The sequence below is a fragment of the Shewanella sp. LC6 genome (assembly GCF_006385735.2).
Classification (GTDB): Bacteria; Pseudomonadota; Gammaproteobacteria; order Enterobacterales; family Shewanellaceae; genus Shewanella; species Shewanella xiamenensis.
Genome location: NZ_CP043902.1, coordinates 3,610,458 through 3,634,779, shown reverse-complemented (window position 1 = coordinate 3,634,779; position 24,322 = coordinate 3,610,458). Strand labels below are relative to the sequence as shown.

General features: G+C 45.5%; 26 protein-coding genes. 23 read left to right on the top strand and 3 right to left on the bottom strand.

Annotation, left to right across the window (positions count from 1 at the left end):
• The first annotated feature begins 155 nt into the window (after positions 1–155).
• Both FJD32_RS16325 and oxyR read left to right on the top strand, forming a co-directional pair.
• Positions 156–521, top strand: coding sequence for an Hpt domain-containing protein (locus FJD32_RS16325; RefSeq protein WP_037415552.1), 366 nt, complete (start codon positions 156–158; stop codon positions 519–521).
• Positions 522–750: 229 nt separating this feature from the next.
• Positions 751–1,662 (top strand): hydrogen peroxide-inducible genes transcriptional activator OxyR, encoded by a 912-nt coding sequence (gene oxyR, locus FJD32_RS16320; RefSeq protein WP_050991326.1) that lies wholly within the window; start codon positions 751–753, stop codon positions 1,660–1,662.
• 29 nt (positions 1,663–1,691) lie between these two features.
• On the opposite strand, the gene FJD32_RS16315 is transcribed toward oxyR, so the two are convergent.
• Together FJD32_RS16315 and mutH are read right to left on the bottom strand one after the other, a co-directional pair.
• Entirely contained in the window at positions 1,692–2,759 is a 1,068-nt protein-coding gene (locus FJD32_RS16315) for an adenylate/guanylate cyclase domain-containing protein (protein WP_037415556.1), read from the bottom strand.
• A gap of 123 nt (positions 2,760–2,882) precedes the next feature.
• Positions 2,883–3,554 carry a DNA mismatch repair endonuclease MutH gene (mutH, locus tag FJD32_RS16310; protein WP_037427588.1) on the bottom strand — a complete coding sequence of 224 codons (672 nt, stop codon included), beginning with the start codon at positions 3,552–3,554 and terminating at the stop codon, positions 2,883–2,885.
• A gap of 690 nt (positions 3,555–4,244) precedes the next feature.
• Between mutH and rppH the strand changes: the two genes are divergently transcribed.
• The 10 genes from rppH to FJD32_RS25115 all read left to right on the top strand — a co-directional run bounded on the left by rppH (position 4,245) and on the right by FJD32_RS25115 (position 12,965).
• A complete protein-coding gene (gene rppH / locus FJD32_RS16305) occupies positions 4,245–4,769 on the top strand; it encodes an RNA pyrophosphohydrolase (protein ID WP_037415562.1) in 525 nt (174 codons plus the stop codon).
• A 23-nt stretch (positions 4,770–4,792) separates the two neighbouring features.
• Complete coding sequence (ptsP, locus tag FJD32_RS16300; protein WP_055646703.1) at positions 4,793–7,027, top strand: phosphoenolpyruvate--protein phosphotransferase; 2,235 nt, start codon at positions 4,793–4,795, stop codon at positions 7,025–7,027.
• A 58-nt stretch (positions 7,028–7,085) separates the two neighbouring features.
• Entirely contained in the window at positions 7,086–7,886 is an 801-nt protein-coding gene (locus tag FJD32_RS16295) for a sulfite exporter TauE/SafE family protein (RefSeq protein ID WP_037415568.1), read from the top strand.
• 45 nt (positions 7,887–7,931) lie between these two features.
• Positions 7,932–8,738 carry a prolipoprotein diacylglyceryl transferase gene (lgt, locus tag FJD32_RS16290; protein ID WP_037415571.1) on the top strand — a complete coding sequence of 269 codons (807 nt, stop codon included), beginning with the start codon at positions 7,932–7,934 and terminating at the stop codon, positions 8,736–8,738.
• Positions 8,738–9,532, top strand: coding sequence for a thymidylate synthase (gene thyA / locus FJD32_RS16285; RefSeq protein ID WP_055646702.1), 795 nt, complete (start codon positions 8,738–8,740; stop codon positions 9,530–9,532). The genes lgt and thyA overlap by 1 nt, the downstream gene beginning before the upstream one ends.
• A gap of 117 nt (positions 9,533–9,649) precedes the next feature.
• Positions 9,650–10,819, top strand: a complete 1,170-nt coding sequence (nhaA, locus tag FJD32_RS16280; protein WP_055646701.1) for a Na+/H+ antiporter NhaA — start codon at positions 9,650–9,652, stop codon at positions 10,817–10,819.
• A gap of 2 nt (positions 10,820–10,821) precedes the next feature.
• Entirely contained in the window at positions 10,822–11,208 is a 387-nt protein-coding gene (locus FJD32_RS16275; RefSeq protein ID WP_037415577.1) for a hypothetical protein, read from the top strand.
• A gap of 94 nt (positions 11,209–11,302) precedes the next feature.
• Positions 11,303–12,211 carry a transcriptional activator NhaR gene (gene nhaR / locus FJD32_RS16270; RefSeq protein WP_037415659.1) on the top strand — a complete coding sequence of 303 codons (909 nt, stop codon included), beginning with the start codon at positions 11,303–11,305 and terminating at the stop codon, positions 12,209–12,211.
• A gap of 84 nt (positions 12,212–12,295) precedes the next feature.
• The gene (locus FJD32_RS16265; RefSeq protein WP_088586970.1) at positions 12,296–12,544 is read left to right on the top strand and encodes a succinate dehydrogenase assembly factor 2; all 249 of its coding nucleotides are present in this window, start codon (positions 12,296–12,298) and stop codon (positions 12,542–12,544) included.
• Positions 12,525–12,965, top strand: coding sequence for a protein YgfX (locus tag FJD32_RS25115; protein WP_082389595.1), 441 nt, complete (start codon positions 12,525–12,527; stop codon positions 12,963–12,965). Before FJD32_RS16265 ends, FJD32_RS25115 begins: the two co-directional genes overlap by 20 nt.
• Positions 12,966–13,086: 121 nt before the next feature.
• On the opposite strand, the gene nadB is transcribed toward FJD32_RS25115, so the two are convergent.
• Complete coding sequence (nadB, locus tag FJD32_RS16260; protein ID WP_037415581.1) at positions 13,087–14,700, bottom strand: L-aspartate oxidase; 1,614 nt, start codon at positions 14,698–14,700, stop codon at positions 13,087–13,089.
• A 189-nt stretch (positions 14,701–14,889) separates the two neighbouring features.
• Between nadB and rpoE the strand changes: the two genes are divergently transcribed.
• The 11 genes from rpoE (at position 14,890) to acpS (ending at position 24,265) form a co-directional block, all read left to right on the top strand.
• Complete coding sequence (gene rpoE / locus FJD32_RS16255) at positions 14,890–15,468, top strand: RNA polymerase sigma factor RpoE (RefSeq protein WP_037415584.1); 579 nt, start codon at positions 14,890–14,892, stop codon at positions 15,466–15,468.
• A gap of 41 nt (positions 15,469–15,509) precedes the next feature.
• Positions 15,510–16,121 carry an RseA family anti-sigma factor gene (locus tag FJD32_RS16250; RefSeq protein ID WP_055646699.1) on the top strand — a complete coding sequence of 204 codons (612 nt, stop codon included), beginning with the start codon at positions 15,510–15,512 and terminating at the stop codon, positions 16,119–16,121.
• A 12-nt stretch (positions 16,122–16,133) separates the two neighbouring features.
• A complete protein-coding gene (locus FJD32_RS16245; protein ID WP_037427579.1) occupies positions 16,134–17,066 on the top strand; it encodes a MucB/RseB C-terminal domain-containing protein in 933 nt (310 codons plus the stop codon).
• An 11-nt stretch (positions 17,067–17,077) separates the two neighbouring features.
• Positions 17,078–17,551, top strand: a complete 474-nt coding sequence (locus FJD32_RS16240) for a SoxR reducing system RseC family protein (RefSeq protein ID WP_055646698.1) — start codon at positions 17,078–17,080, stop codon at positions 17,549–17,551.
• A gap of 167 nt (positions 17,552–17,718) precedes the next feature.
• A complete protein-coding gene (gene lepA, locus FJD32_RS16235) occupies positions 17,719–19,509 on the top strand; it encodes a translation elongation factor 4 (protein WP_037415595.1) in 1,791 nt (596 codons plus the stop codon).
• 179 nt (positions 19,510–19,688) lie between these two features.
• Positions 19,689–20,606, top strand: coding sequence for a signal peptidase I (lepB, locus tag FJD32_RS16230; protein WP_088585905.1), 918 nt, complete (start codon positions 19,689–19,691; stop codon positions 20,604–20,606).
• Between the two features lies 1 nt (position 20,607).
• Complete coding sequence (rnc, locus tag FJD32_RS16225) at positions 20,608–21,288, top strand: ribonuclease III (protein ID WP_088585904.1); 681 nt, start codon at positions 20,608–20,610, stop codon at positions 21,286–21,288.
• Positions 21,285–22,304: a GTPase Era gene (gene era, locus FJD32_RS16220; protein ID WP_088585903.1), complete on the top strand. Its 1,020-nt coding sequence runs from the start codon at positions 21,285–21,287 to the stop codon at positions 22,302–22,304. The genes rnc and era overlap by 4 nt, the downstream gene beginning before the upstream one ends.
• A gap of 49 nt (positions 22,305–22,353) precedes the next feature.
• Positions 22,354–23,055, top strand: coding sequence for a DNA repair protein RecO (recO, locus tag FJD32_RS16215; RefSeq protein WP_088585902.1), 702 nt, complete (start codon positions 22,354–22,356; stop codon positions 23,053–23,055).
• A gap of 89 nt (positions 23,056–23,144) precedes the next feature.
• Positions 23,145–23,882, top strand: a complete 738-nt coding sequence (gene pdxJ / locus FJD32_RS16210) for a pyridoxine 5'-phosphate synthase (protein ID WP_088585901.1) — start codon at positions 23,145–23,147, stop codon at positions 23,880–23,882.
• Complete coding sequence (gene acpS / locus FJD32_RS16205; RefSeq protein ID WP_088585900.1) at positions 23,882–24,265, top strand: holo-ACP synthase; 384 nt, start codon at positions 23,882–23,884, stop codon at positions 24,263–24,265. The genes pdxJ and acpS overlap by 1 nt, the downstream gene beginning before the upstream one ends.
• The last annotated feature ends 57 nt before the right edge of the window (positions 24,266–24,322 follow it).

The window sequence follows — 24,322 nt, the reverse complement described above, 5'->3', positions numbered from 1 at the left end:
TAATTTTTTATCGCTAATAGTATTTGATATAGTTGATTTTTTGTTAATAAAAACATCTTTTGACCACAAATGCTGCTATAAGTTGCGCTGACAATTTTAGTGGGTATCATGTCATAAATTTGTTTTAAGCATTGGACTACTTAAGGGAGGCCTAGATGGCCACAGTTGAATTAGAGACAATTCTAGATCTCAATACGTTAGAACAGTATTGCAGCGCGATTGGTGCCGGTACTTTGCTAAAGAGCGTGGTGTTATTTGAGCAATTAATGCCTGAATATGTTGGGAATCTAGTAAAGGCTAACGAAGCTGCTGACAAGGACACTTTATGTTCTGAGGCCCACAAATTTAAAGGTGCAGCGGGTTCAGTTGGTTTAAAACGTATTCAGCAAATTGCCCAATTACTGCAGCATGGCGAAGAAGCGCGTTGGGAAGTTGAACATGCAACTTGGGTCGCGCAAATTGTTGAATTTGCGAGTGCCGATCTGCAGCAATTAAAGCAATTCTTACAGGCTAAAGCCTAGTTTGGTTTGCGAGGTGCGGCGTAAAGGTTGCACCTCGATAACTTCTTCCTTCTCGTTTTATCCCCTCTTTTGCTTTTCCCTCCTTTATTCTGAGTCGCCTCAAGCGTTTTACCTTGATTGAAAATCGATTTTGCTCACACTATTGAGTAATTTAGCCGCGTTTTAGTTGATAACTTATGGTAGAGTTGATTAAATTTATTAATTCATAACCGTAGTGGCAATCGATAAAATGAAAAATTTACCTAGCCTTAAGAATCTATATTACTTGGTGAATCTTCATCAAGAGCAGAATTTTAATCGCGCCGCTAAGGTGTGTTTTGTCAGCCAATCGACTCTGTCAAGCGGCATTCAGAATCTTGAAGAACAGCTTGGCCACCAGTTAATTGAACGGGATCACAAGTCTTTTATGTTCACCGCTATTGGTGAGGAAGTGGTGCAACGTTCTCGCAAAATCCTCACGGATGTAGATGATTTAGTTGAATTGGTTAAAAACCAAGGTGAGCCTATGACGGGGGATATCCGCTTAGGTTGTATTCCTACCATTGCTCCATTTTTACTCAGCCGCGTTGTCAAACAGTGCCAACACGCTTATCCCGCGATGAGCCTATTACTCAAAGAGGATACAACAGAGCGCTTACTCGATGCGTTGGGTAAAGGGGAGTTAGATATACTCATTCTTGCTCTACCCGTTGATACCAGTGGCTACCACAGCATGAAGGTAGGTATTGATCCCTTTAAGATGGTTATCCACAAAGATTTAGTGGGGGGAATTCATCAGCCGATCGATTATCAGACATTACCTGATGAGAGTATTTTTCTGTTGCAGAGCGAGCATTGTATTACTGGCCATGCCATTACTGCTTGTCAGTTGGGCGACAGTGCTAAAGTCAATCCTTTTGCTGCCACGAGTCTGCATACCTTAGTACAAATGGTAAATAGCAAACTGGGCACAACGTTCTTACCGCAAATGGCGATTGATGCAGGGATCTTGAATGATACCGATCTGGTGGTCATGACTCCGCCAGGTGAAGCGCCATATCGCGATATCGGTTTAGTATGGCGACAAACAACCAGCCGAATTTTAACTTTCCGTACGCTAGGTTTATTGATCCAAAAATTGTTAGCTAACGAAACCGCATAATCACTGAGTATTTTTGCTTTTGGTGAGTTTTATAAAGGGGAAACACCAAACACTTCAATCGAGTGTTGTTTCCCTTTTAATTTAATCGGGCCCAGATTAGTCAAACGATACTCACTGTTAGGATTATCGAGTCGTCCCGCTAAGGCGCCAGAGATCAACATACGCTGTCCTAAGGGATTACATTGATCCTGCAGTCTCGCTAACGTATTTAGTACATCACTAAAGAAGCTAATTTCTTGTTTTTGAACACCAACAACTGCAGCAACGACTTGCCCACAGTGAGCCGCCGCTTTAAATTTAGGCACAAAACCATAGTGTTCTTCAAAGTAACGTCTCTGCCAATTTAATTGCTGGCTAAATTCAAAATAGATATTCATGCAGCGGTCGTGCACAACACCTTCCTCTAAGGGCCAATGGATTAATACGGCATCACCCATATAGCGGTAGATTTCAGCTTCGTTATTACTCACAGTATCTGAAAGTAAGCTAAAACTATCTTGGATTAGGCGACTAAAGCGATAATCGCCAAGGGATTCAGCGTGAGTTGTTGAGGCGACCATATCTAAGTAAAGAAATAAACGCTGTTCGTATCTTGGCTTATGGTATTTACCTAAACCAATATTGAGTAAAATACGTGGCCCAACTAAAAGCCCCATCTGCTCAACAAAGGCTAAGCTCACTCGTACAACGACTAAATAAACAATTAAGGCTTGGAATGAGGGACTATAGAGAATATGCGCCGTAAGCATTTGTCTAAGGGTCGACATGTGATTTTCAATGGCCCACATATTTAGAAATTGGGTCATATAAGCTAAGGTTGTTGCACCCAATAACAGGAACAATCCTTTAAAAATGACTGAGAAGATATAAGGTAGGCGATTGATAGCGCTAAAATCAGCTATCAGATTGGACATCCAGTGTAAGCTGCCAAAAATAATCCCCATATAGACGGCGAGTGTCGCGAGATCAGCCGAACCTACAGCCCATTGCGGCAGTTCTGGTGATTGGGCATATCGAAAAAACACGAATGCAGCCATGGCTATCGCCCAAGCTAATATCGCAAAAAGAAGTTTTTTCGCTTGTCTACGAGTTCTCACAACGGGTTTTGTATCCGAATACGGCCATATATTTCAGGATGCCGTAGTTTATAGAAAATCATCACTAGAGTGCCAGTGATATTTGTGATCTGGATCAATACAACGCTATATAGCTACAAAAATTTAACCAAACACTTTATTTAATATCATTGCTGTAAAGGCGGTCTTGAGATAAAAACCGCGAGGATTGGTCATTTTGAGGCTGCCATCCTCGGCAATACTTTGAGTCAATGCCTTACTATTAGCGGCTTTAGGGCGTAATTGGAGAACTTCACCGTGCCTAGCGGTGAGATTTTCGACTTTACCAAGAGCAATCAGCTCCATGATTTCTTCCCAATCCTGTTGCAGTAATGCTTGCTCTTGTGGATCGGGCTGCCACAGTATTGGTGTGCCAACTCTGCGTTCACCCACAGGGATATGTCGCTCCCCCTCTACTGGTACCCACAGTACTCGTTGTAACTTGTGACACACTAAGCTGTCTTGCCAAGTTAATCCTTCGATATTGGTCAGCGGTGCAACACACACATAGGTGGTTTCTAGTGGTTTGCCCTGATGATCAATGGGGATAGTTTTTAGCTCTACTCCGAGGTGAAGAAAATCTTGTTCGGGTTTCGAACCTGCTATCGCACCTAATTCCATTTCAATGAGTTGTCCCACCCAACCTTTATCGCGTTTCAGATTGACGGGGACATGAATACCGCGATGGGCAGCAATTTGCGCCAAAGATACGCCGGCCATCATATTAGCGCGTTCGAGCAATTCGCTCAGATTTTGAGGGGGAATAATAGGTTTCATAGGCGAATTTTACTGGAAAATAACTGCTTAGCAACCAAGGTCAAAAAATGAACATTAAAATAAGAATAAACGCATTGCTAACTTTTTGTATTTAACAATATGATTTTTATTGTTTTTATCTGATTTTAGGCAAGTGTCAGTTAAAGTGTTCAAAGTTACTCTCGGCTTTCCCTTGCGTTTCTCACATATTTATCCACAGATATTATGGATAACTCACAATGCGTGTGCCTTTAACTGAATAAAATCTTTGAGTCAATGGTAGTAAGTGGCATTTTTAAATAGGGATGTGGGTAATTTTGGGTGTGCTCTGTGTATAACATTTAAGGATTACTCTAATTAAATAATAGGATTTATTTTAGGTTAAAAAGTGAGCGTTTGTGTATTTGGATAGATATCTTGTAAATTATTAAGGTTTATCCTGATGATTTATAGGTTATTTTTTTAATGTGGTATGCGTTGTGATGTATATTCTATTTGTTGTTTTTTGAACGATATACCTAGTTTACCCTAGTTTCAAACAGAGATATCCACAGAAAATGTGGATATCCCCTTAAATTAATTCGATGAGTTGTTGATAAAGTAGTAAGTTGAAACTATTTATCCAAAGATAAGCTGAAAATAGAGGTTTGCTGAGAGACGGGCTTTGTGAAACAATCGCTTTATTAAAATTTATCCTTATTTGGAGTCCATGTGATTGATAGCGACGGCTTTCGCGCAAATGTGGGCATAATAATTTGTAACAGATATGGCCAAGTCATGTGGGCCAGACGGTTTGGACAACACTCATGGCAGTTTCCTCAGGGCGGTGTAGATGATGGTGAATCGGCCGAAGAGGCTATGTACCGTGAATTGTATGAGGAAGTTGGCTTAAAACCCGAGCATGTCACTATATTAACCTCGACGCGCTCTTGGCTAAGATACCGTTTACCTAAACGCTTAGTGAGACAGGACAGTAAGCCTGTGTGTATTGGCCAAAAGCAAAAGTGGTTTCTGTTACAACTAAAAAGCCAAGATAGTGCGATTAATTTAAGTTCTTCAGGCCACCCTGAGTTTGACGATTGGCGCTGGGTAAGTTATTGGTATCCGGTGCGGCAGGTTGTCTCATTTAAGCGTGATGTTTATCGTAAGGTCATGAAAGAATTTGCGGTAACGGCATTGTCATTCCAAACCCAGGAAATACCGAGGAAGCGGGTAAGACAAAAGACAACGGGCTGATTTTCAAAAGAGGATTGAAAACAGTGTTAAATACGCTCAGGGATATTACCCAAGCTGTGGCTTCTGCCCACAGCTTAGAAACCGCATTAGAAGTCCTAGTTTCATCGACCAAGGCTGCGATGGAAACCCAATGTTGCTCGGTCTATATCCTAGAGCAGCAAGAACTCGTTTTATCCGCAACCGATGGTCTCGAAAAGAGTGCTGTCGGTCGAGTGCGCATGCCTTTAACTCAGGGCTTGGTGGGCTTAGCTGCCGAGCGTGAGGAGGCGGTGAATTTAGCCGATGCACGTTTACATCCGCGCTTTAAGCTCTTTCCCGAGGTTGCAGAAGAAGAATACCGTGCCTTTTTAGCTGTCCCTATTATTTATCAAAAAGCGGTTGTGGGTGTGATTGTGGTGCAGCAAGCTAGTGCACGGCAATTTAGTGAAGGCGAAGAAGCCTTTTTAATGACCTTGGCTGCACAGCTTGCGATGGCGATCCGAGGATTAAAACAAAAGGCGCAGGTCAGTTCACTCCATCAACAGATTTTATTCCAAGGGACATCCGCATCCAGTGGGATCGCTATTGCACACGCGTTAGTGCTCGGTGGGGAGATTTCCCTCGAACAGCCCGATGTGCGCTGCGAGGACATTGTCCTTGAATCCAGCCGTTTAGTCGCGGCAATGGGGCGTTGTAAAGAGGCGATTGGTGCGCTATCTCAGCGTTTCGACCGAGAACAGGATGAGGAGGTCGCCTCAATATTCAATGCCTTACAGTTACTACTTGATGATGCCAGCCTCGGTGGTGAATATACCCGTGAAGTACAGCAGGGCTGGGAGGCTGAATCGGCGGTGAGCCGGGTTTCGTTGCGTTATATTCAGCAGTTTTTGGCGATGGAAGATCCTTATCTCAAGGAGCGGGCCAGTGATATCCGCGATTTGGGGCAAAAGGTGCTAAGGCAATTGATTGAGCCTGAGCGATTAGAGCATGAACCTGATAAACCTGTAATTTTAGTGACGAAAGAAGCCGATGCTACAATGTTGGCTGAATTTCCTCGGCAAAAATTAGCCGGGATTGTGACCGAGCTCGGTGGCGTTAACTCCCATGCGGCGATTTTAGCGCGTGCGCTTGGTGTACCTGCGATTACAGGCGTTGAACAGTTGCTTTCCGCTGATATTGATCAAAAGCTGTTAGTCGTCAATGCCAGCCGTGGGCAGCTTATGGTGTCGCCATCGCCTGCTATTGTTAGCGAATATCGCAGCCTTATCTCAGCGCAAAAAGCGTTGCAGCGCCAATACGCACAGGAGTTAGCGCTGCCTTCTGTGATGCTTGATGGCACGCGAATTAGACTCTATCTCAATGCGGGATTACTCAGTGGTGTCGCCTCGGAAATTGCCGAAGGGGCAGATGGTATTGGGTTATATCGCACTGAAATCCCCTTTATGTTGCAGCAGCGTTTTCCGAGTGAATCCGAGCAGGTAAAGGTTTATCAACAGGTACTCTCAGCGGCTTCGGGTCGCCCTGTCGTGATGAGAACCTTAGACGTTGGCGGCGATAAGCCTTTGCCGTATTTCCCGATTAAAGAAGACAATCCTTTCCTCGGTTGGCGTGGTATTCGACTATCACTGGATCACCCTGAGCTGTTTCTTGTGCAGTTAAGGGCCATGTTACAGGCTGGCGCAGAAGGCAAGCAGTTAAGCATTTTGTTACCCATGGTCAGTAATTTAGATGAAATCGATCAAGCGTTAGCCTACCTAGAGCAGGCTTATGTTGAACTCAAAAATGATGTCAACAGCAATATCGAAATGCCGCGTATTGGCATAATGCTCGAAGTGCCTGCAATGCTATATCAGTTAGATGAAGTGGCAAAGAGAGTGGATTTTGTGTCAGTTGGGAGTAACGATTTAACCCAATATTTACTCGCAGTCGATCGCAATAACCCGAGGGTCAGTTCATTATTTGACAGTTATCATCCGGGGATTTTGCGGGCCTTACATCAGGCAAGAATAGATTGTGAATATCATCATCTTGATATCAGTATCTGTGGTGAGTTGGCTGGCGAGCCCATGGGCGCGATCTTGCTTGTGGCGATGGGATACAACCAATTGAGTATGAACCAAGGCAGTTTAGCGCGAATTAACTATCTGCTGCGCCGAGTCTCTGGTGATGATTTAGCACAGTTACTCGCGCAGGCGTTAAGTCTATCTAACGGTTTCCAAGTGCGTGAGCTGGTTAAAGAATATTTTACTCAGCAAGGATTAGCCACAATTCTTAATTAACTAATCGTGCCTTTTGCTTTAAGCTAAGGCTTCACTTAATCACGCTGTAGGTATTCGTGTGGATAGTTTGTTGTTGGTGTTCTTTATTTGCTTGGCGTTAGGTGCGTTTGTCGGTTTTATGGCAGGATTATTAGGTATCGGCGGCGGCTTGATTGTCGTGCCTGCATTGCTTTATATTTTGCCATCGGTCGGTATTAGCTCTACTCAGCTACCCCATATTGCGATTGCCACTTCGCTAGCCGCCATTATTCTTACCTCTATTTCATCGGCACGTGCCCACCATAAGCGCGGTAATGTGCCTTGGGAATTGTTCAAATCAATGTTACCGGGCCTGATTATAGGCGCGCTGGCTTCAGGTTTTATTGCTGAGCGTATTCCTGCTGATGCTTTACAGAAAGGTTTTGCCATCTTTGTGATTTTAATGACAATTCAAATGGCTTATCCCGTAAAAGCCGAATCAAATCGCCAATTACCTAATTCAGTCGTGCTTTTTGTTGTATCGGCTTTGATTGCGGTTTTGGCCGGTTTGACAGGAATAGGTGGCGGTATACTGATAGTGCCATTTTTGACTTTTTATGGTTTACAGATGCGTCAAGCCGTAGGTTTTTCTGCTGCGATGGGCTTTTTAATCTCTCTTTCTGGCAGTTTCGGCTATATTATTGCGGGCATGAATGCCCCTGAATTGCCCTATGGTACCTTAGGCTATATCTATTTACCGGCGTTATTTGGCTTAATCATAACCTCAATTTTAATGGCTCCGGTTGGTGTGAAGGCTGCAAGCACTTGGCCCACCCCAGTCCTTAAAAAAATATTTGCACTTTTACTCCTTTGTGTCGGTCTCAAATTAATTCTGAGCTGATTTTTAGTTTTTAGCCCTCAATTTGAGGCTGTTGATGGATAAGTTATGGCATTGAATTTTCCCAATATCGATCCTGTGATCGTGAAGTTTGGTCCCTTTGATATTTTTGGACAAACCTTTGAACCTGCGCTGCGTTGGTATGGATTTACTTACTTAGTGGGTTTTGTGGCGGCGATGTGGTTACTCAATCGCCAGGCTGATCGTTCCAATGGTTTATGGACGAGAGAGCAGGTTTCCGATTTACTGTTTTATGGCTTCCTAGGGGTGATATTAGGCGGTCGTATTGGCTATGTGCTCTTCTATCATTTTGATTATTTTCTCGCTAGTCCAATGTATTTATTTAAAATTTCAGAAGGCGGCATGTCCTTTCACGGTGGTTTGATTGGGGTGATTACCGCCATGATTTATATCACTTGGAAGCAAAAGCGTACCTTCTTTGCCGTGGCGGATATGGTGGCGCCCGTGGTGCCTATTGGTCTTGGGGCCGGCCGTATCGGTAACTTTATTAATGGTGAGTTATGGGGCCGCGTGACTGATGTGCCTTGGGCTATGGTGTTCCCAAGCGGTGGACCAGAACCACGCCATCCCTCGCAGCTCTATCAATTTGCTCTTGAAGGTGTTGCATTATTCTTGCTCCTTTATTGGTTCAGTAAACGTACTAAGAAAGTCGGCGCAGTATCGGGTATGTTCTTACTAGGCTACGGTATTTTCCGCGTGATTGTCGAAACGGTAAGGCAACCTGATGCACAGTTAGGCCTCTATTGGGGCTTTATGACAATGGGGCAGATCCTCTCAGTGCCGATGATCCTCTTCGGTTTATATTTAATTCTTCGTCCAGAGGGTAAGCAGTAATGCAGCAGTATTTAGACTTGATGAAACACATTTTAGCCGAAGGTGTGGATAAATCAGACCGTACAGGTACAGGCACTCGCTCGGTGTTTGGCTATCAAATGCGTTTCGATTTGAGTAAGGGGTTTCCTTTAGTCACAACGAAAAAGTGCCATATGCGCTCGATTATCCATGAGCTGTTGTGGTTCCTGAAAGGGGAGACCAATATTGCTTATCTGCGTGACAATAAGGTCAGTATTTGGGATGAATGGGCAGATGAAAACGGCGATTTAGGCCCTGTGTACGGCGCGCAGTGGCGCAGTTGGCCGACCCAAGGTGATGAGGCTATCGATCAAATTTCGCAGGTCATTGCGCAAATTAAATCGCAACCCGACTCGCGCCGTTTGATTGTCTCTGCATGGAACGTGGGCGAGCTGGATAAAATGGCACTGGCGCCATGCCATGCGTTTTTCCAGTTTTATGTCGCCGACGGCAAATTATCCTGCCAGTTGTACCAACGCAGTTGTGATGTATTTTTAGGTTTACCATTCAATATCGCCAGCTATGCGTTGCTGACGATGATGGTCGCACAACAATGTGATTTAGCCTTAGGTGACTTTGTTTGGACGGGTGGCGATACACATTTATACTCCAACCATATGGAGCAAACTGCGTTGCAGTTGACCCGTGAGCCAAGATCTTTACCCACCATGACAATTTTGCGTAAACCTGCCTCTATTTTCGATTATCAATTCGAAGACTTCGAACTGACCCACTACGATCCACATCCACATATCAAAGCGCCTGTTGCCGTTTAATGGCGAATTAATCGACCAACACCTCGGAATAGCCGAGGTGTTTTGTCGAAACTAACGATTATACTTGTTCATTTTCTTCGTCTACACTCAATCTATTATGATTTTTGGGAGTGCAAGATGGAAAAAGCGATTAGAAATTTTTTAAGCCAAGAGTCTGCAGGCGGCATCCTTTTATTGATTGCCGTTGCCTTTGCCATGTTGATGGCCAATTCTCCTCTCGCGGGACTCTATCAAGGTTTTCTCGGTACTGAAGTACAGGTGCGTGTCGGTGCACTCGATCTGCATAAGCCATTGTTGCTGTGGATTAACGACGGTCTAATGGCGCTGTTTTTCTTGCTGATTGGTTTAGAAGTTAAGCGCGAGCTACTCGAAGGCGCATTATCGAGTGTGGCACAGGCTTCTCTGCCAACTTTTGCTGCCATTGGTGGCATGTTAGTGCCTGCGGGAATTTATCTTTTATTTAACTATGGTGATCCTATCACTCAAGCGGGTTGGGCAATTCCTGCAGCGACGGATATTGCTTTTGCTTTGGGGATCATGGCGTTGCTAGGTAGCCGCGTACCCGTTGCTTTAAAGGTCTTTCTGCTGGCATTAGCCATTATCGATGATTTAGGCGTTATTGTGATTATCGCCCTCTTCTACAGTACCGATTTATCAACCATTAGTTTAATCATTGCCAGTGTTGCGATTGTTGGTTTAGTTGCTTTAAACCGTAAAGGGGTGACCTCATTAGCACCCTATGGTGTATTAGGGCTTATCCTGTGGGTTGCAGTGCTCAAGTCAGGTGTTCATGCCACATTAGCGGGTGTCATTATTGCCTTCTGTATTCCTCTTCGGGCAAAAGATGGAAGTTCGCCTTCTGAGCATTTAGAGCATAGTTTACACCCATGGAGCACCTTCCTAATTCTGCCTGTATTTGCCTTTGCTAATGCTGGGGTCGCTTTAGGAAACATGAGCTTAGATACGCTTATTTCCCCTGTGCCAGTGGGGATTGCGTTGGGATTAATGTTAGGTAAACCGATAGGGGTGATGCTGTTTAGCTTTGTTGCTGTCAAGCTTAAGTTGGCACAGTTGCCTGATGGTATCGGTTGGAAACAGATCGCACCCGTGGCGGCGATGTGCGGGATTGGTTTTACCATGTCGATGTTTATTGCTTCGTTGGCATTTGAGCAGGCAGACCCTATGTTCGGCGATTTAGCACGCCTTGGCACCTTGATTGGCTCAATTCTCGCAGCCTTGATCGGGTATTTCTGGTTATCAAAAGTGTTACCAAAAAAAGGAGTATAACTATGATAAATATGAAATTAGTGGGAGTTGCTGCATTGTTAGCATTATCTTCAAGTGCCATGGCTTCGCAAATTGATGCCTGCAACAAAGATGTCGCATCACAAACCTGCCAAAGCTATCTTGAGGGGATAGTTGATGGGGCATTAATGTTTAAACCTGAGGCATTAGGCGCGAGGCTTGAAACCAATGGTTACGAGTCTAGAGCATTAAAATACCGTGGCGGTAAACGTTTCCAAGAAGCAAACCGTACTTATTGTGCTAGTCGAATTCCTGATCGTGACAGTTTAGTCTCTGGGGTGACTGAAGCGGTTAGCACTGGTACTGCCGCAGATTTAGAGCAACTTCAAGGAATCGTTGTTAACTTATTGGATTGCCAGCGTTTAAAATAGCGTTATTGACTCATTATTTGTTAAGCTGGGTCATTGCTACCCGATATGCCACAGCATAGATGCTGTGGCATCCCTAATAGGAAGCTCATTGGCGATGCTCCATCTCAATTACAACCATCTTTACTATTTTTGGATGATTAAGAAAAAGGGCTCTGTGGCAAAAGCTGCAGAAGCCCTTTATTTAGCTCCACAAACGATTACTGGGCAAATCCGCGCCTTAGAAGACAGGCTAAACGGTAGCTTATTTAAACGTGTCGGCAGAAATCTAGAAGCGACAGAGCTCGGAGAGCTCGTCTTTCGTTATGCCGATAGAATGTTTTCTCTCAGTTATGAGATGCTCGATTTACTTAACTATCAAAAAGATGACGCTATTCTATTTGAGGTTGGGATTGCTGATGCTTTATCGAAAGCCTTATCAAGTAGAGTGTTGCTCTCGGTTGTTCCTAATGATGGCTCTATGCACCTTGCCTGTTATGAGGCGACCCATGAAAGCTTAATGTCTCGCTTACGCGAGCATAAACTCGATATGATCCTTTCAGACTGTGCGGGCGAGTCACTTAAATATCCCGAAATTCTATCGAAAAAACTGGGTGAGTGTGGTGTGAGTTTCTTTTCTGCTGAAGCTTACAGTGCGGATTTCCCTGCCTGTTTAGAGCAAGGGCCGCTATTGATCCCCGGCCGTAGAACTTCGCTCGGTCAGCAACTATATCGTTGGTTTGATGAGCAAAATCTTAAGGTGAGTATTTTAGGTGAGTTTGATGATGCGGCCATGATGAAGGCTTTTGGTTACCTTAAGCGCGGTATCTTTGTCATGCCGTCGATTTATCCCCAAGAAGTGATTTCCCATGGCATGCATTTACTCGGTGAGACCTTAGATGTGAAAGAAGAGTACCATGTGATGTTTGCCGAACGGATGATCCAGCATCCTGCTGTTAAACGCCTCCTAGAAACGGATTTTAGTGATTTATTTGCCGGATTAGATACTCAAGTTAAGCAGTATTAAACTTGTGTTTCAACAACGCTTGCATCGACACTCCATGGACTGAACTGGTAGACTAAGGCGAATTTTGTTTTGGGAGAGATTAACTTGGAGTTAATGAACATTGCACGGGTCCGTTGGGCATGTCGCCGCGGAATGCTCGAATTAGACGTTTTGTTCCAGCCCTTCGTTGAGAATGTTTATCAGGATTTGTCTGATGAAGATAAAGTCCTGTTTATTCGTTTGCTCGAGTGTGAAGATCCTGAATTATTTGCATGGTTTATGGGTCATGAAGTTTGCCCTGATCCTGAGCTTGCCCGCATGGTAGTGCAAGTCCGTGGCCGAGCTGCGCCATAGTTTTAGTGTAAAAGCCTCCTTTGACCAACGTCTCTCGTTGGTCGTATTTGTTTGTGTCTGTAGCACTTCTTTACTTCTCTGGCCAGAAACGGATACCGCAGTACTACATGGACTGAGGGCTATACTCGCCGTCTTAATATTGGGATTCTTGTGCTCTCAGTTATGGCAACTGAGGAAATGGCATTGCCGTTTTGAGCTTAATGGTCAAGGAGAAGGCTGGCTATCAACGGGGGAGGCGTTTCACGTATTGCCCAGAACTTGGGTAACGCCGTTTATCTGCTTGGTTTATTATCAATCTGCAAATAAGTTGCATCTCTTACCTCTATGGGCGGATATGTTTAGTGATACAGATTATCGCAACTTGTGCAGGCTATTACTTAAAGTTAAAACTCAGGCGGTGAGCCAACACGAACTACTTTAATCTAAATCTGAATCTGAATCTGAACTATGAGTGATGCGACTTTCACACCGTCTAAATAACAAACGGGCTATATCCTTGTTAAGATTTAGCCCGTTAAAAGCGTTTAAGTTAAGCTATCCGCTTATTTTTCAGGTTGCAAAATGGTCGGTAGCGGAGAAGCTGACTTTTCAGGATGGTCAATATTATAGTGCAGCCCTCGACTTTCTTTACGTTCCATCGCGCAGCGAATAATGAGTTCCGCCACTTGCACTAAGTTACGCAGTTCAAGCAGGTTATTGCTGACTCTGAAGTTGCTGTAATACTCTTGGATTTCCTGCTGCAACATCAAGCAGCGGCGCAGTGCACGCTCTAAGCGTTTATCTGAGCGTACGATACCCACATAGTCCCACATAAACAGGCGCAGTTCGTGCCAGTTGTGGGCGATAACGACTTCTTCATCAGAATTAGAAACTTTACTTTCATCCCATGCGGGGATTGGGCCTGGTAAGGGGATTTTATGCAGTTGACTCTCAATATCTTGGGAGGCTGCCCGCGCAAATACCAAGCACTCAAGCAGCGAGTTACTTGCCAAGCGGTTGGCGCCATGCAGGCCTGTATAAGCGACTTCACCAATGGCATAGAGACCATTGAGATCGGTTTGACCATGTAAGTCTGTCATCACCCCACCACAGGTATAGTGGGCTGCCGGGACGACCGGAATAGCGTCCTTTGTAATATCAATACCGAGTTCTAAGCAGCGACTGTAAATCGTCGGGAAATGCTTCATTACAAAGTCAGCATCTTTATGGCTGATATCCAGATACACGCAATCGGCACCGAGACGTTTCATCTCATAGTCAATAGCGCGGGCAACGATGTCACGGGGAGCTAACTCTGCACGTTCATCAAAGTCTGGCATAAAGCGGCTGCCATCAGGGCGACGCAAATAGGCACCTTCACCGCGCAGTGCTTCGGTGAGTAAAAAGTTACGGGCATCAGCGTGGTATAAGCAGGTTGGATGAAATTGATTGAATTCCATGTTGGCAACGCGGCAACCTGCACGCCATGCCATCGCAATACCATCACCACTAGCCACATCGGGATTTGAAGTATATTGGTAAACCTTAGAACTACCGCCAGTGGCTAAAGCGACAAACTTAGCCTTGATGGTTTCAACTTGCTCGGCATTTCGGTTCCACACATAGGCACCTAACACGCGATTACCGGGGCGATTTAATTTGCGGGTGGTGATAAGGTCGATGGCGTTATAGCGCTCTAAAACTTGAATGTTTGGATGGGCGAGGGCACGTTCTTGCAGTGTGGTCTGCACCTCTTTGCCCGTTGCATCCGCAGCATGTAGAATGCGTCTATGGCTATGGCCGCCTTCGCGGGTAAGGTGATAAGGGGCATCTTTAGCATTGTTCCCCGTGGCTTCTTCTTTATCGAAAGCCACGCCACATTCGATTAGCCATTGCATTGCACTCTTGGCGTTTTCGGCGGTAAAAGTCACCACCTCTTTATCGCACAAACCAGCACCAGCCACTAATGTATCGGCTACATGGGATTCGATAGTATCACTTTCATCGAAGACGGAGGCGATACCGCCCTGCGCGTAGTATGTCGACCCTTCCGAGAGAGGGCCTTTTGAAAGCAGAATTACGTTTGCTTTTTCAGCAAGATGCAAAGCTAGTGTCAGACCTGCGGCACCGCTACCTATGACTAATATGTCAGATTGGTGTTCAACTACTTGTTTCATCGGGTATCATGCTATGACTGAGAGTACCATCTATGGTAAACCAACTGACGAATTATGGGTACTTTCCTTTTAACCTTACTTTTTTTGTATAATTCTTAGAACTTTTTCAAAGCACGCGAGTCTACATAAGTGAATATGATTCGAGCGACTGAGAAATCAGCATTTTAGATTTGGGAGAAGTCGGCTCGGATGAGTGGACAAATAAGTGATCAACAATTAGTTGAGCGCGTACAACGGGGAGATAAAAACGCTTTTAACCTGTTAGTGCTTAAATATCAGAGTAAAGTGATTAGCTTGATTTCGCGCTACGTGCGTAACCAAGCCGACGTTGCTGATGTAGCACAGGAAGCGTTTATTAAAGCTTATCGAGCTTTGCCAAACTTTCGTGGTGAAAGTGCGTTTTATACCTGGTTGTACCGCATAGCCGTTAATACGGCTAAGAATTACCTCGTATCACAGGGGCGCAGAGCGCCTGCAAATGATGTCGATGCCGAGGATGCCGAATATTATGAAGGTAGTGATGCGCTAAAGGAGTTTGCCTCCCCAGAGCGACTAATGTTATCGGATGAAATCAAGAAAGTGGTTTTCGAAACATTAGAAACATTGCCGGAAGAATTACGTATGGCGATTTCATTGCGTGAACTCGATGGGATGAGTTACGAAGATATTGCCATCATCATGGATTGCCCTGTTGGAACGGTAAGATCTCGAATTTTCCGAGCCCGTGAGGCAATCGATAAAAAGCTTCAGCCTTTGCTGGAAGCCTAAATTCTTATTTTAAGAAACCCTTAAATTTAGACAGGTGAACAATGGATAAATTAGGTCAAGAATGGGTATCAGCCGCTGTCGATGGAGAGACAGATGTGCAGACGATGGCAGAACTTGCTGCCGATACGCATTCACATAATAAATGGCGTAACTATCATTTGATAGGTGATGCTATGCGGGGTGAATTACCCCAGACTATGGCGTTAGACCTTAGTGCAAGTATTGCTGCTGCAATTGAGCTTGAGCCTGCCATTGTCTCGCCCCAAGCCAAGGCTCCGATAGGCGTTACTGAACAAGTTACAACGGATAAAAACCGCGTAGTGCCACTATTTAAGCAGTTTGGTCAGTATGCAATTGCCGCTACTGTGGCCATGTTTGCCATCGTCGGCGTACAGAACTTTAACCAAACAGCTGATGATGCCGCGTCGCCATCACCTGTGCTTGTTACTCGTCCTCTGATGGGTAGTGCGTCGCCAGTGAGCTTACAGACGGGGCCTGTTCAACAAAATCAGAGCTACACTAATGACCAAATGAACGAGCAACGTCGCCGAATTAATACGTATATACAGGATCATATGTTACAACAACGATTGAATACGGGTGCCGTTGTAGAAGACAATAGCGAGGTTATTCCCGTTCCTGTCAATCAGTAGTAAGGAGTTAGCTTGCGTCTAATCCTGTTGGCTTTGTTAGCCTTGGTATTTCCTGCGGTGGCGCAGGAAGATATGCCTGCCAAAGTCTGGCTTGAGAAAATGAGCCAGGCTTTAAAAGAGAAAGAATTTAAAGCATCGATTATACAACTTCAGGCCGACCATATTCGGCCTTTGGTTTATCTTCACGGTAAGGTGAATAATCAAGAAGTTGCCTTTCTTGAGTACCTCAACGGTCCTCCCAAAAATGCGGTAAGAGTGGGCAATAGAGTCACCTTTATCGAACATGACCAACCTGCGTACAGTATCATCTCTAATCATATTCAGGGCGTGTGGCCTGCGGCTTTCTCATCAAAAATGAGCGATTTAGAAGTGGGTTATCAATTTGTATTAGGTGGCCGCACTCGCATTGCTGGGCGCCCAGGGCAAATGATCCGCTTGTTGCCTAATGATGAATACCGATATGGTTTCCAAATCTGGTTAGATATGGACACCTATTTGCCACTCAGATATGACATGTTGACTCAAGATAAGCAATTGCTTGAACAACTAATGGTGATTGAATTAATTGAATTTAGCGAGCCACCATCGATTCTACAGGAAGCCTACAAGCAAGAATGGCCTGCTGTGATCGATCAAGCTGAACGTCAAGATGGACAAAATTGGCAGTTTTCTTGGCTCCCCGCTGGATTTAGCGTAGTAGTGCGTGATCATCACCGTTTGATTGGTAGCCACGAGGCGGTTGAATATATTGCCTTGACTGACGGCTTAGCCAATATTTCTATTTATGTTGCTCGGGCTGGAGCAACGCCATTGCCTGAAGAGTTAATTACGCGTAATGGCTTATCTTTAGTGTCAGAAAAAGTCGGTAATGCTGAAGTGGTGGCTGTGGGTAAAGTGCCAACTGAGACCTTAGCCCGTATCGCGAAAAGTTTGATGTTAAAATAGAGCGGTTCATCATGATGGAAGAAGTGGCGCGGGTTGTCGCCTGTGATAATCAAGGTTGGCTCACCGTTGAGGTCGAGCTTAAAAGCACCTGCAAGAGTTGCAGTAGCAGTGAGTCCTGCGGGACGTCTGCTGTTGCACAGGCTTTTTCTGCAAAGACACAGCAATTCTCTATTCAGAGTGAACGTGCCTGTGAGGTTGGTGAACTGCTAAAGCTGGGGCTACCAGAGAGTGTTATCTTGAAAGCGGCTGCCTTGGTTTATTTGACGCCACTCTTCGGCTTATTTGCGGGTGCATTATTAGGGCAGTTTTTTGCTAGTTTGTTAGTAATCAATTCGGATCTCTGTGCGATAGGCTTTGCTGCTTTAGGCGCGTTAGCCGCTTGGTTCTTTGGAAAACGTAAGGCAAAACAGCTTGAAGTAGATTCGCAACCTGTGATTTTAGCTTATTTAGGCACAGGGATCAGTTTAGATAAATTATCTTTTTGATTTCATGTTGTTATTGATTTCAATTAGACAATAAACTTTTGCTGAGGGCGGCATTTTTCGACATAAAGACAACTATGAGTGAATCTGATTGGTATTGAATCCGCAATCAGGTACAATTTCCCACCTTTGAACCGTATCCATTTTTCAGTATTAGTCATAGCAGCATAATGAAACACATTAGAAACTTCTCAATTATTGCCCATATCGACCATGGTAAATCGACGCTGTCAGATCGTCTTATTCAGGTTTGTGGCGGTTTAAGCGACCGTGAAATGGATGCACAAGTTCTTGATTCTATGGATTTAGAACGTGAGCGCGGTATTACCATTAAGGCGCAGAGCGTTACGTTGGAATATACAGCCAAAAATGGCGAAACCTACCAACTCAACTTTATTGACACCCCTGGTCACGTCGACTTTTCCTATGAAGTATCTCGTTCATTAGCCGCCTGTGAAGGTGCGCTGCTTGTGGTGGATGCTGGCCAAGGCGTTGAAGCTCAAACGCTGGCAAACTGTTACACTGCGCTGGATATGAATCTGGACGTGGTACCTATCCTGAACAAAATCGACTTACCTCAGGCTGATCCTGAGCGTGTTGCCGCCGAGATTGAAGACATCGTCGGTATTGATGCGATGAACGCGGTGCGTTGTTCTGCAAAAACCGGTGTGGGTATTGATGATGTATTAGAGGTTATCGTCGAGCAAATTCCACCGCCAGAAGGCAATCCAGATGCGCCGTTGCAAGCCCTCATTATTGACTCGTGGTTTGACAGCTACTTAGGCGTTGTTTCTTTAGTGCGTATTAAACATGGCGTGCTCAAGAAGGGTGATAAGTTCAAGGTGATGTCTACAGGGCAAAACCATACCGCAGATCGTGTCGGTATTTTCACGCCAAAACAAACCGATAAAACCGAGCTAAAAACCGGTGAAGTAGGTTTCGTTATCGCAGGTATTAAAGAAATTCACGGTGCGCCAGTGGGTGATACCTTAACACTAGCTAAAAATGGTGCCGATAAGCCATTACCCGGCTTTAAAAAAGTGAAGCCTCAGGTTTATGCTGGTGTGTTCCCGATTTCTACCGATGAATATGAAAACTTCCGTGATGCACTGAACAAACTCAGCCTGAACGATGCCTCATTGTTCTTTGAGCCTGAAAGTTCATCTGCGTTAGGCTTTGGTTTCCGTATTGGTTATTTAGGCCTGCTCCACATGGAAATCATTCAAGAACGTTTAGAGCGCGAATACGATCTTGACCTGATCACGACCGCACCTACGGTAGTCTATGAAGTGCTGATGACCAGTGGTGAGACTATCTATGTTGATAATCCAGCAGATTTGCCTGCAATTAACAACATCGAAGAGATGCGTGAACCGATTGTTGAAGCCAATATTCTGGTACCAAAAGAATACTTAGGTAACGTAATTACGCTGTGTATCGAAAAACGCGGTACTCAAGTGAATATGGTTTACCACGGTAATCAAGTGGCCGTGACTTACCATCTGCCAATGGCGGAAGTGGTGATGGACTTCTTTGATCGCTTAAAATCAACTAGCCGTGGTTATGCGTCATTAGAGTACAACTTTATCCGCTTCGATCCGGCGGACATGGTGCGCTTAGATATTCTGATCAACGGCGACCGCGTGGATGCGCTGGCGATGATTATTCACCGTTCGAATATTCGTCACCGTGGTTTGGCGTTGGTTGAAAAGATGAAAGAGCTTATCCCGCGGCAGATGTTTGATATCGCGATTCAGGCCGCGGTCGGTAGCCAGATTATTGCCCGTTCTACCGTAAAAGCGTTACGCAAAGACGTAACAGCTAAGTGTTATGGTGGTGACGTTTCCCGTAAGAAGAAACTCTTAAATAAACAAAAAGAGGGTAAAAAACGGATGAAACAAGTGGGTAACGTTGAGGTGCCGCAAGAGGCGTTCTTAGCGGTACTTAAGCTAAACGAGTAACACTCGAGATAACACAATTTAGCTATTATTGCGCCGCAGTTTGCGGCGCTTTACTTAGCTTATCGTATGTTTTGTGGTGTTTTTTTATAAATGCGGTAAGTTAACTAAAGTTCGCGAGTCGAAATACAATAGTCGCTGAGTTTAGATCTTTACATTTCAAGGCAGGAGTTCAATACGTAATGGCAGCCTATTTTTCCATTATTTTAGTGCTAGTCACTCTGATTTCAGGGGTGATCTGGTTAGTCGATGTGCTGGTATTTGCGCCTAAACGCCGTGAAAGCTTAGCCTTGGCCAAGGCTTCTCAGGCCAATTTAACTGAGGAAGCCGAATACAATATTATCCGTGAACCCACTGTGGTTGAGACTGCGCACTCCATCTTCCCGGTGATTGCCTTTGTGCTGATCCTGCGCTCGTTTATTTATGAGCCATTTCAAATTCCATCGGGTTCTATGATGCCAACGCTATTAGTGGGCGATTTTATTCTGGTTGAAAAGTTTAGTTATGGCCTAAAAGATCCCGTATGGCGCACTAAACTTATTGAAACGGGCGAGCCCAAACGTGGTGATGTGATCGTCTTTAAGTACCCAGAGAATCCTCAGGTTGATTACATTAAGCGTGTTGTAGGTTTACCGGGCGATAGGATTATCTACCGCAACAAACAGTTGATGATCCAAAAGGCCTGTGGCGCGGAGCAAACCAATTGCCCTGAGCCAGAACTGGTGGCGCGTACCGAAATCAGCCGTGGTGATTACAGCCAAGATGGTGTGCCTTTACTGCGTTATAAAGAGCAACTCGGTGAAGTGGCACACGATATTTTAATTAATCCAAGCCGTCCTGATATGTTGGGTTATTTCAAGCGTGATGGCAATTTACCCGCGGGTGAATTTCTTGTTCCCGAAGGCCATTACTTTGCGATGGGTGATAACCGCGATAACAGTACCGACAGCCGTTTCTGGGGCTTTGTCCCTGAAGAAAATCTTGTCGGTAAAGCGGTGGCTATCTGGATCAGTTTTGAGTTTGACCGTTCAAAAGCCGACTTCCTGCCAACCTGGGTACCAAGCGGTGTGCGCTTTGAACGTGTAGGTGGAATTCACTAGTATGGAACCGATTAAAAATTTGCCGCGTTTGTGTCGTACATTGGGCTATGAGTTCAAGAATATTGACCTTCTAACCCAAGCGTTGACTCATAGAAGTGCGGCAAATAAGCACAATGAGCGTTTAGAATTTTTAGGTGATTCGATTTTATCGATAGTCATTTCGGATGCCTTATATCATCAGTTTCCTAAGGCGACTGAAGGCGATTTAAGCCGGATGCGCGCCACTTTAGTGCGTGGCGATACGCTGACCTTGATTGCTCAAGCCTTTAAACTTGGGGATTATTTATTCCTCGGTCCTGGCGAATTAAAGAGTGGCGGTTTTCGACGCGAGTCGATTCTGGCCGATGCGGTTGAGGCGATTATTGGTGCGATTTACTTAGATTCGGACCTCGAAGTGTGCCGTGAGCTGTTACTTAAATGGTATGCCGAGCGTTTGGCCGAGATTCAACCCGGTGTGAATCAAAAAGACGCTAAAACCTTACTGCAAGAATATTTACAAGGGTTAAAGAAGCCGCTACCCGATTACCAAGTAATCAACATAGAAGGCGATGCCCACGATCAAACATTCACTGTTGAATGTCGTATAGATGACTTGAGCGAAAGCGTGATTGGCGTTGCGAGCTCACGCCGCAAAGCCGAGCAGATTGCCGCGGCTCAAGTATTGGAGTTACTGAAGAAATGACCAAAAAAACAGACTTGCCAGCTGTCGATGCCGCTAACGCGAGCAATGAGCCGAGCTTAGACGAATTACTGGCAAGGATGAATGCAGCGAGCGCAGCAGCGCCGTCTGTTCACTATGATGTGACCTACTGTGGCATGGTGGCTATTATTGGCCGGCCTAACGTGGGGAAATCGACCCTGCTGAACCGTTTGCTTGGGCAAAAGATCAGTATTACCTCGAAAAAGCCGCAAACGACGCGTCATCGCATCATGGGTATCCATACCGATGGTCCGCGCCAAATCGTGTTTATCGACACACCCGGTCTGCATATTGAAGAGCAGCGTGCGATTAACCGTTTAATGAACCGCGCGGCGGCGAGCTCGCTTGCCGATGTGTCTATGGTGATTTTTGTGGTCGATGGCATGACATGGACCGCCGATGATGAGATGGTGTTAAGCAAACTTCGCCGAGGCGGTGAAGAGCGTAAAACCGTTTTAGCCATCAATAAAGTCGATAATATCAAAGACAAAGAAGCCCTTTTCCCTTATTTGGAAGACGTGGCCAAGAAGTATCCCTTCGATGAGATCCTGCCGATTTCAGCCAGTAAGGGCACCAACGTTAAGCGCATTTTAGAGATGGCGGCAGAGTCTCTGCCCGAGAATCCCTTCTTCTTTCCAGAAGATTATGTGACCGACCGTTCGCAGCGTTTTATGGCCTCTGAAATTGTCCGTGAAAAACTGATGCGCTTTTTAGGCGATGAATTGCCCTACGATGCGACGGTTGAAATCGAGCAGTTTAAGATGATGGAAAATGGGGTTTACCAAATTAACGCCCTGATCCTCGTCGAGCGAGAAGGCCAAAAGCGGATGGTGATTGGTAGCAAAGGCGAACGCATCCGTACCATCGCCACACAAGCGCGCCTTGATATGGAAACTTTGTTTGATAACAAAGTGTTCCTCGAGGTGTGGGTGAAGGTCAAATCCGGTTGGGCCGATGATGAACGCGCCCTGCGAAGCTTAGGTTACGGTGACGATTAATTGTTACTGATGATAGGCCTAGCCTGACCATGAACGAGCGCGCAGATTGATGAAACGGGGTTATGTTTTGCATCATCGCCCCTATCGGGAGTCTAGCGCGCTGGTGAATCTCTTGGTCGACGGGATTGGGCGTGTCGATGCCGTCGCGCGTGTCGGGAGCGGTAAACGCTCCATCAAAAGTATCCTCCAGCCCTTTCAGCCGCTGATTTTTGAATTTAGCGGTAAATCAGAACTCAAAAACATCAGCCAAATTGAAGCGGCCGCGCCAGCCGTGCCCTTATCAGGCTATAGCCTGTATGCGGGCATGTATATCAATGAGTTGCTGATGCGAACCCTGTCGGTTCACCATAATGCCGAGGCGTTATTCCTCATCTACCACCAAGCCTTAGTAGGACTTGCGGCGCAGTTTTGTGAGTCGAAGCTGCGGTACCTTGAACTGGCGCTTTTGCGGGAACTCGGGGCTATGCCATCCCTTATCCGCGATACACAAGGTGAGCCTCTGATCCCTGAACATTACTATCAGCTTGTGCCTGAGCTCGGGTTTCAATTTGTGTTAAACAGCCGAGCAAAGCACACCTATCAAGGTGCGATGTTAACCGCACTTAACGATAATGAGCTGTTGCAAGAGCAGTTTTTAGCAGCTAAACGACTGATGCGGTCTATGCTGCAACCATTGCTCGGAAACAAGCCACTGGTGAGTCGGCAGTTGTTTATGCAAGCGACAGCCTCAAAGATGAATGGGAATAATTAGCCCTAGCTCCTGTTTTTTATAGTCTGTCCCAGTACAATAGGGCGCAAATCAGCGTTAATTCTCGCCTTAACAACATAAAGGAGTTCCCGATGAGCCGTATCTTATTGGGTGTTAATATCGACCATATTGCGACCCTGCGTCAGGCTCGCGGCACCAGTTATCCCGATCCTGTCCATGCGGCGGCGGTTGCCGAGCATGCGGGTGCCGACGGTATCACCATTCATTTACGGGAAGACAGACGCCATATTATCGACCGCGATGTGTATCTGCTGGCAAAAACCTTAAAGACGCGGATGAACTTTGAGTGTGCTGTGACTGAGGAAATGCTCAACATCGCCTGCGAAGTCAAACCAACCTACGTTTGTTTAGTCCCTGAAAAGCGTCAAGAAGTGACGACTGAAGGCGGTTTAGATGTGGCTGGTCAATTAGATAAAATCACTGCTGCGGTAAGCCGCTTAGCCGCCAATGGTATTCAAGTGTCACTGTTTATCGATGCCGATAAGACGCAAATCGATGCCGCAGTCGCCTCTGGCGCCCCACTTATCGAAATCCATACCGGTTGCTATGCCGATGCCAAAACGGCTGATGATGAGGCCAAAGAGCTTGCGCGTATCAGCGAAATGGCAAAATACGCTCACGGCAAAGGGTTGGTGGTGAATGCTGGACACGGGCTGCATTATCACAATGTTAAGCCGATTGCGGCAATCCCTGAGCTGTATGAGCTCAACATCGGCCATGCCATTGTCGCGCGTGCGGCCATTGATGGCTTAGCGACAGCGGTTAAAGATATGAAAGCGCTGATGTTAGAAGGTCGTCGAGGCGAATAATGGCAATCGTTGGGCTTGGCACTGACATAGTTGAAATCGAGCGTATCACGGCTCATGTGGCACGTTCCGGCGATAAGCTGGCTAAACGCGTACTGACAGAGGCTGAGTTCGATATCTATCAACAGCATAGCCAACCGAGCCGCTATTTAGCTAAACGCTTTGCCGCCAAAGAAGCCGCCGCTAAAGCTTTGGGGACGGGGATTGGTCGTGGCGTATCTTTTCAGCATATCCACATTGGCAATACGACTGATGGTGCGCCAACGATTGACTTTACTGAAGGGGCGCTGCAACGTTTAGTTTTGCTCAATGGTGTGGTTGGACACATTTCAATCGCAGATGAAAAATCCTACGCTATTGCGACGGTTATCCTAGAATCTCGCTAGTTTCTAACCCATTAGCACAAAGGGAGCCTTAGCTCCCTTTTTTATTGCGTAAAATGC

Coding starts and splice junctions, on each gene's coding strand:
- FJD32_RS16325 (WP_037415552.1), top strand. CDS start 156: ATGGCCACAGTTGAATTAGAGACAATTCTAGATCTCAATACGTTAGAA.
- oxyR (WP_050991326.1), top strand. CDS start 751: ATGAAAAATTTACCTAGCCTTAAGAATCTATATTACTTGGTGAATCTT.
- mutH (WP_037427588.1), bottom strand. CDS start 3,554: ATGAAACCTATTATTCCCCCTCAAAATCTGAGCGAATTGCTCGAACGC.
- lgt (WP_037415571.1), top strand. CDS start 7,932: ATGGCATTGAATTTTCCCAATATCGATCCTGTGATCGTGAAGTTTGGT.
- thyA (WP_055646702.1), top strand. CDS start 8,738: ATGCAGCAGTATTTAGACTTGATGAAACACATTTTAGCCGAAGGTGTG.
- nhaA (WP_055646701.1), top strand. CDS start 9,650: ATGGAAAAAGCGATTAGAAATTTTTTAAGCCAAGAGTCTGCAGGCGGC.
- FJD32_RS16275 (WP_037415577.1), top strand. CDS start 10,822: ATGATAAATATGAAATTAGTGGGAGTTGCTGCATTGTTAGCATTATCT.
- nhaR (WP_037415659.1), top strand. CDS start 11,303: ATGCTCCATCTCAATTACAACCATCTTTACTATTTTTGGATGATTAAG.
- nadB (WP_037415581.1), bottom strand. CDS start 14,700: ATGAAACAAGTAGTTGAACACCAATCTGACATATTAGTCATAGGTAGC.
- rpoE (WP_037415584.1), top strand. CDS start 14,890: ATGAGTGGACAAATAAGTGATCAACAATTAGTTGAGCGCGTACAACGG.
- FJD32_RS16250 (WP_055646699.1), top strand. CDS start 15,510: ATGGATAAATTAGGTCAAGAATGGGTATCAGCCGCTGTCGATGGAGAG.
- FJD32_RS16240 (WP_055646698.1), top strand. CDS start 17,078: ATGATGGAAGAAGTGGCGCGGGTTGTCGCCTGTGATAATCAAGGTTGG.
- lepA (WP_037415595.1), top strand. CDS start 17,719: ATGAAACACATTAGAAACTTCTCAATTATTGCCCATATCGACCATGGT.
- lepB (WP_088585905.1), top strand. CDS start 19,689: ATGGCAGCCTATTTTTCCATTATTTTAGTGCTAGTCACTCTGATTTCA.
- rnc (WP_088585904.1), top strand. CDS start 20,608: ATGGAACCGATTAAAAATTTGCCGCGTTTGTGTCGTACATTGGGCTAT.
- era (WP_088585903.1), top strand. CDS start 21,285: ATGACCAAAAAAACAGACTTGCCAGCTGTCGATGCCGCTAACGCGAGC.
- recO (WP_088585902.1), top strand. CDS start 22,354: ATGAAACGGGGTTATGTTTTGCATCATCGCCCCTATCGGGAGTCTAGC.
- pdxJ (WP_088585901.1), top strand. CDS start 23,145: ATGAGCCGTATCTTATTGGGTGTTAATATCGACCATATTGCGACCCTG.
- acpS (WP_088585900.1), top strand. CDS start 23,882: ATGGCAATCGTTGGGCTTGGCACTGACATAGTTGAAATCGAGCGTATC.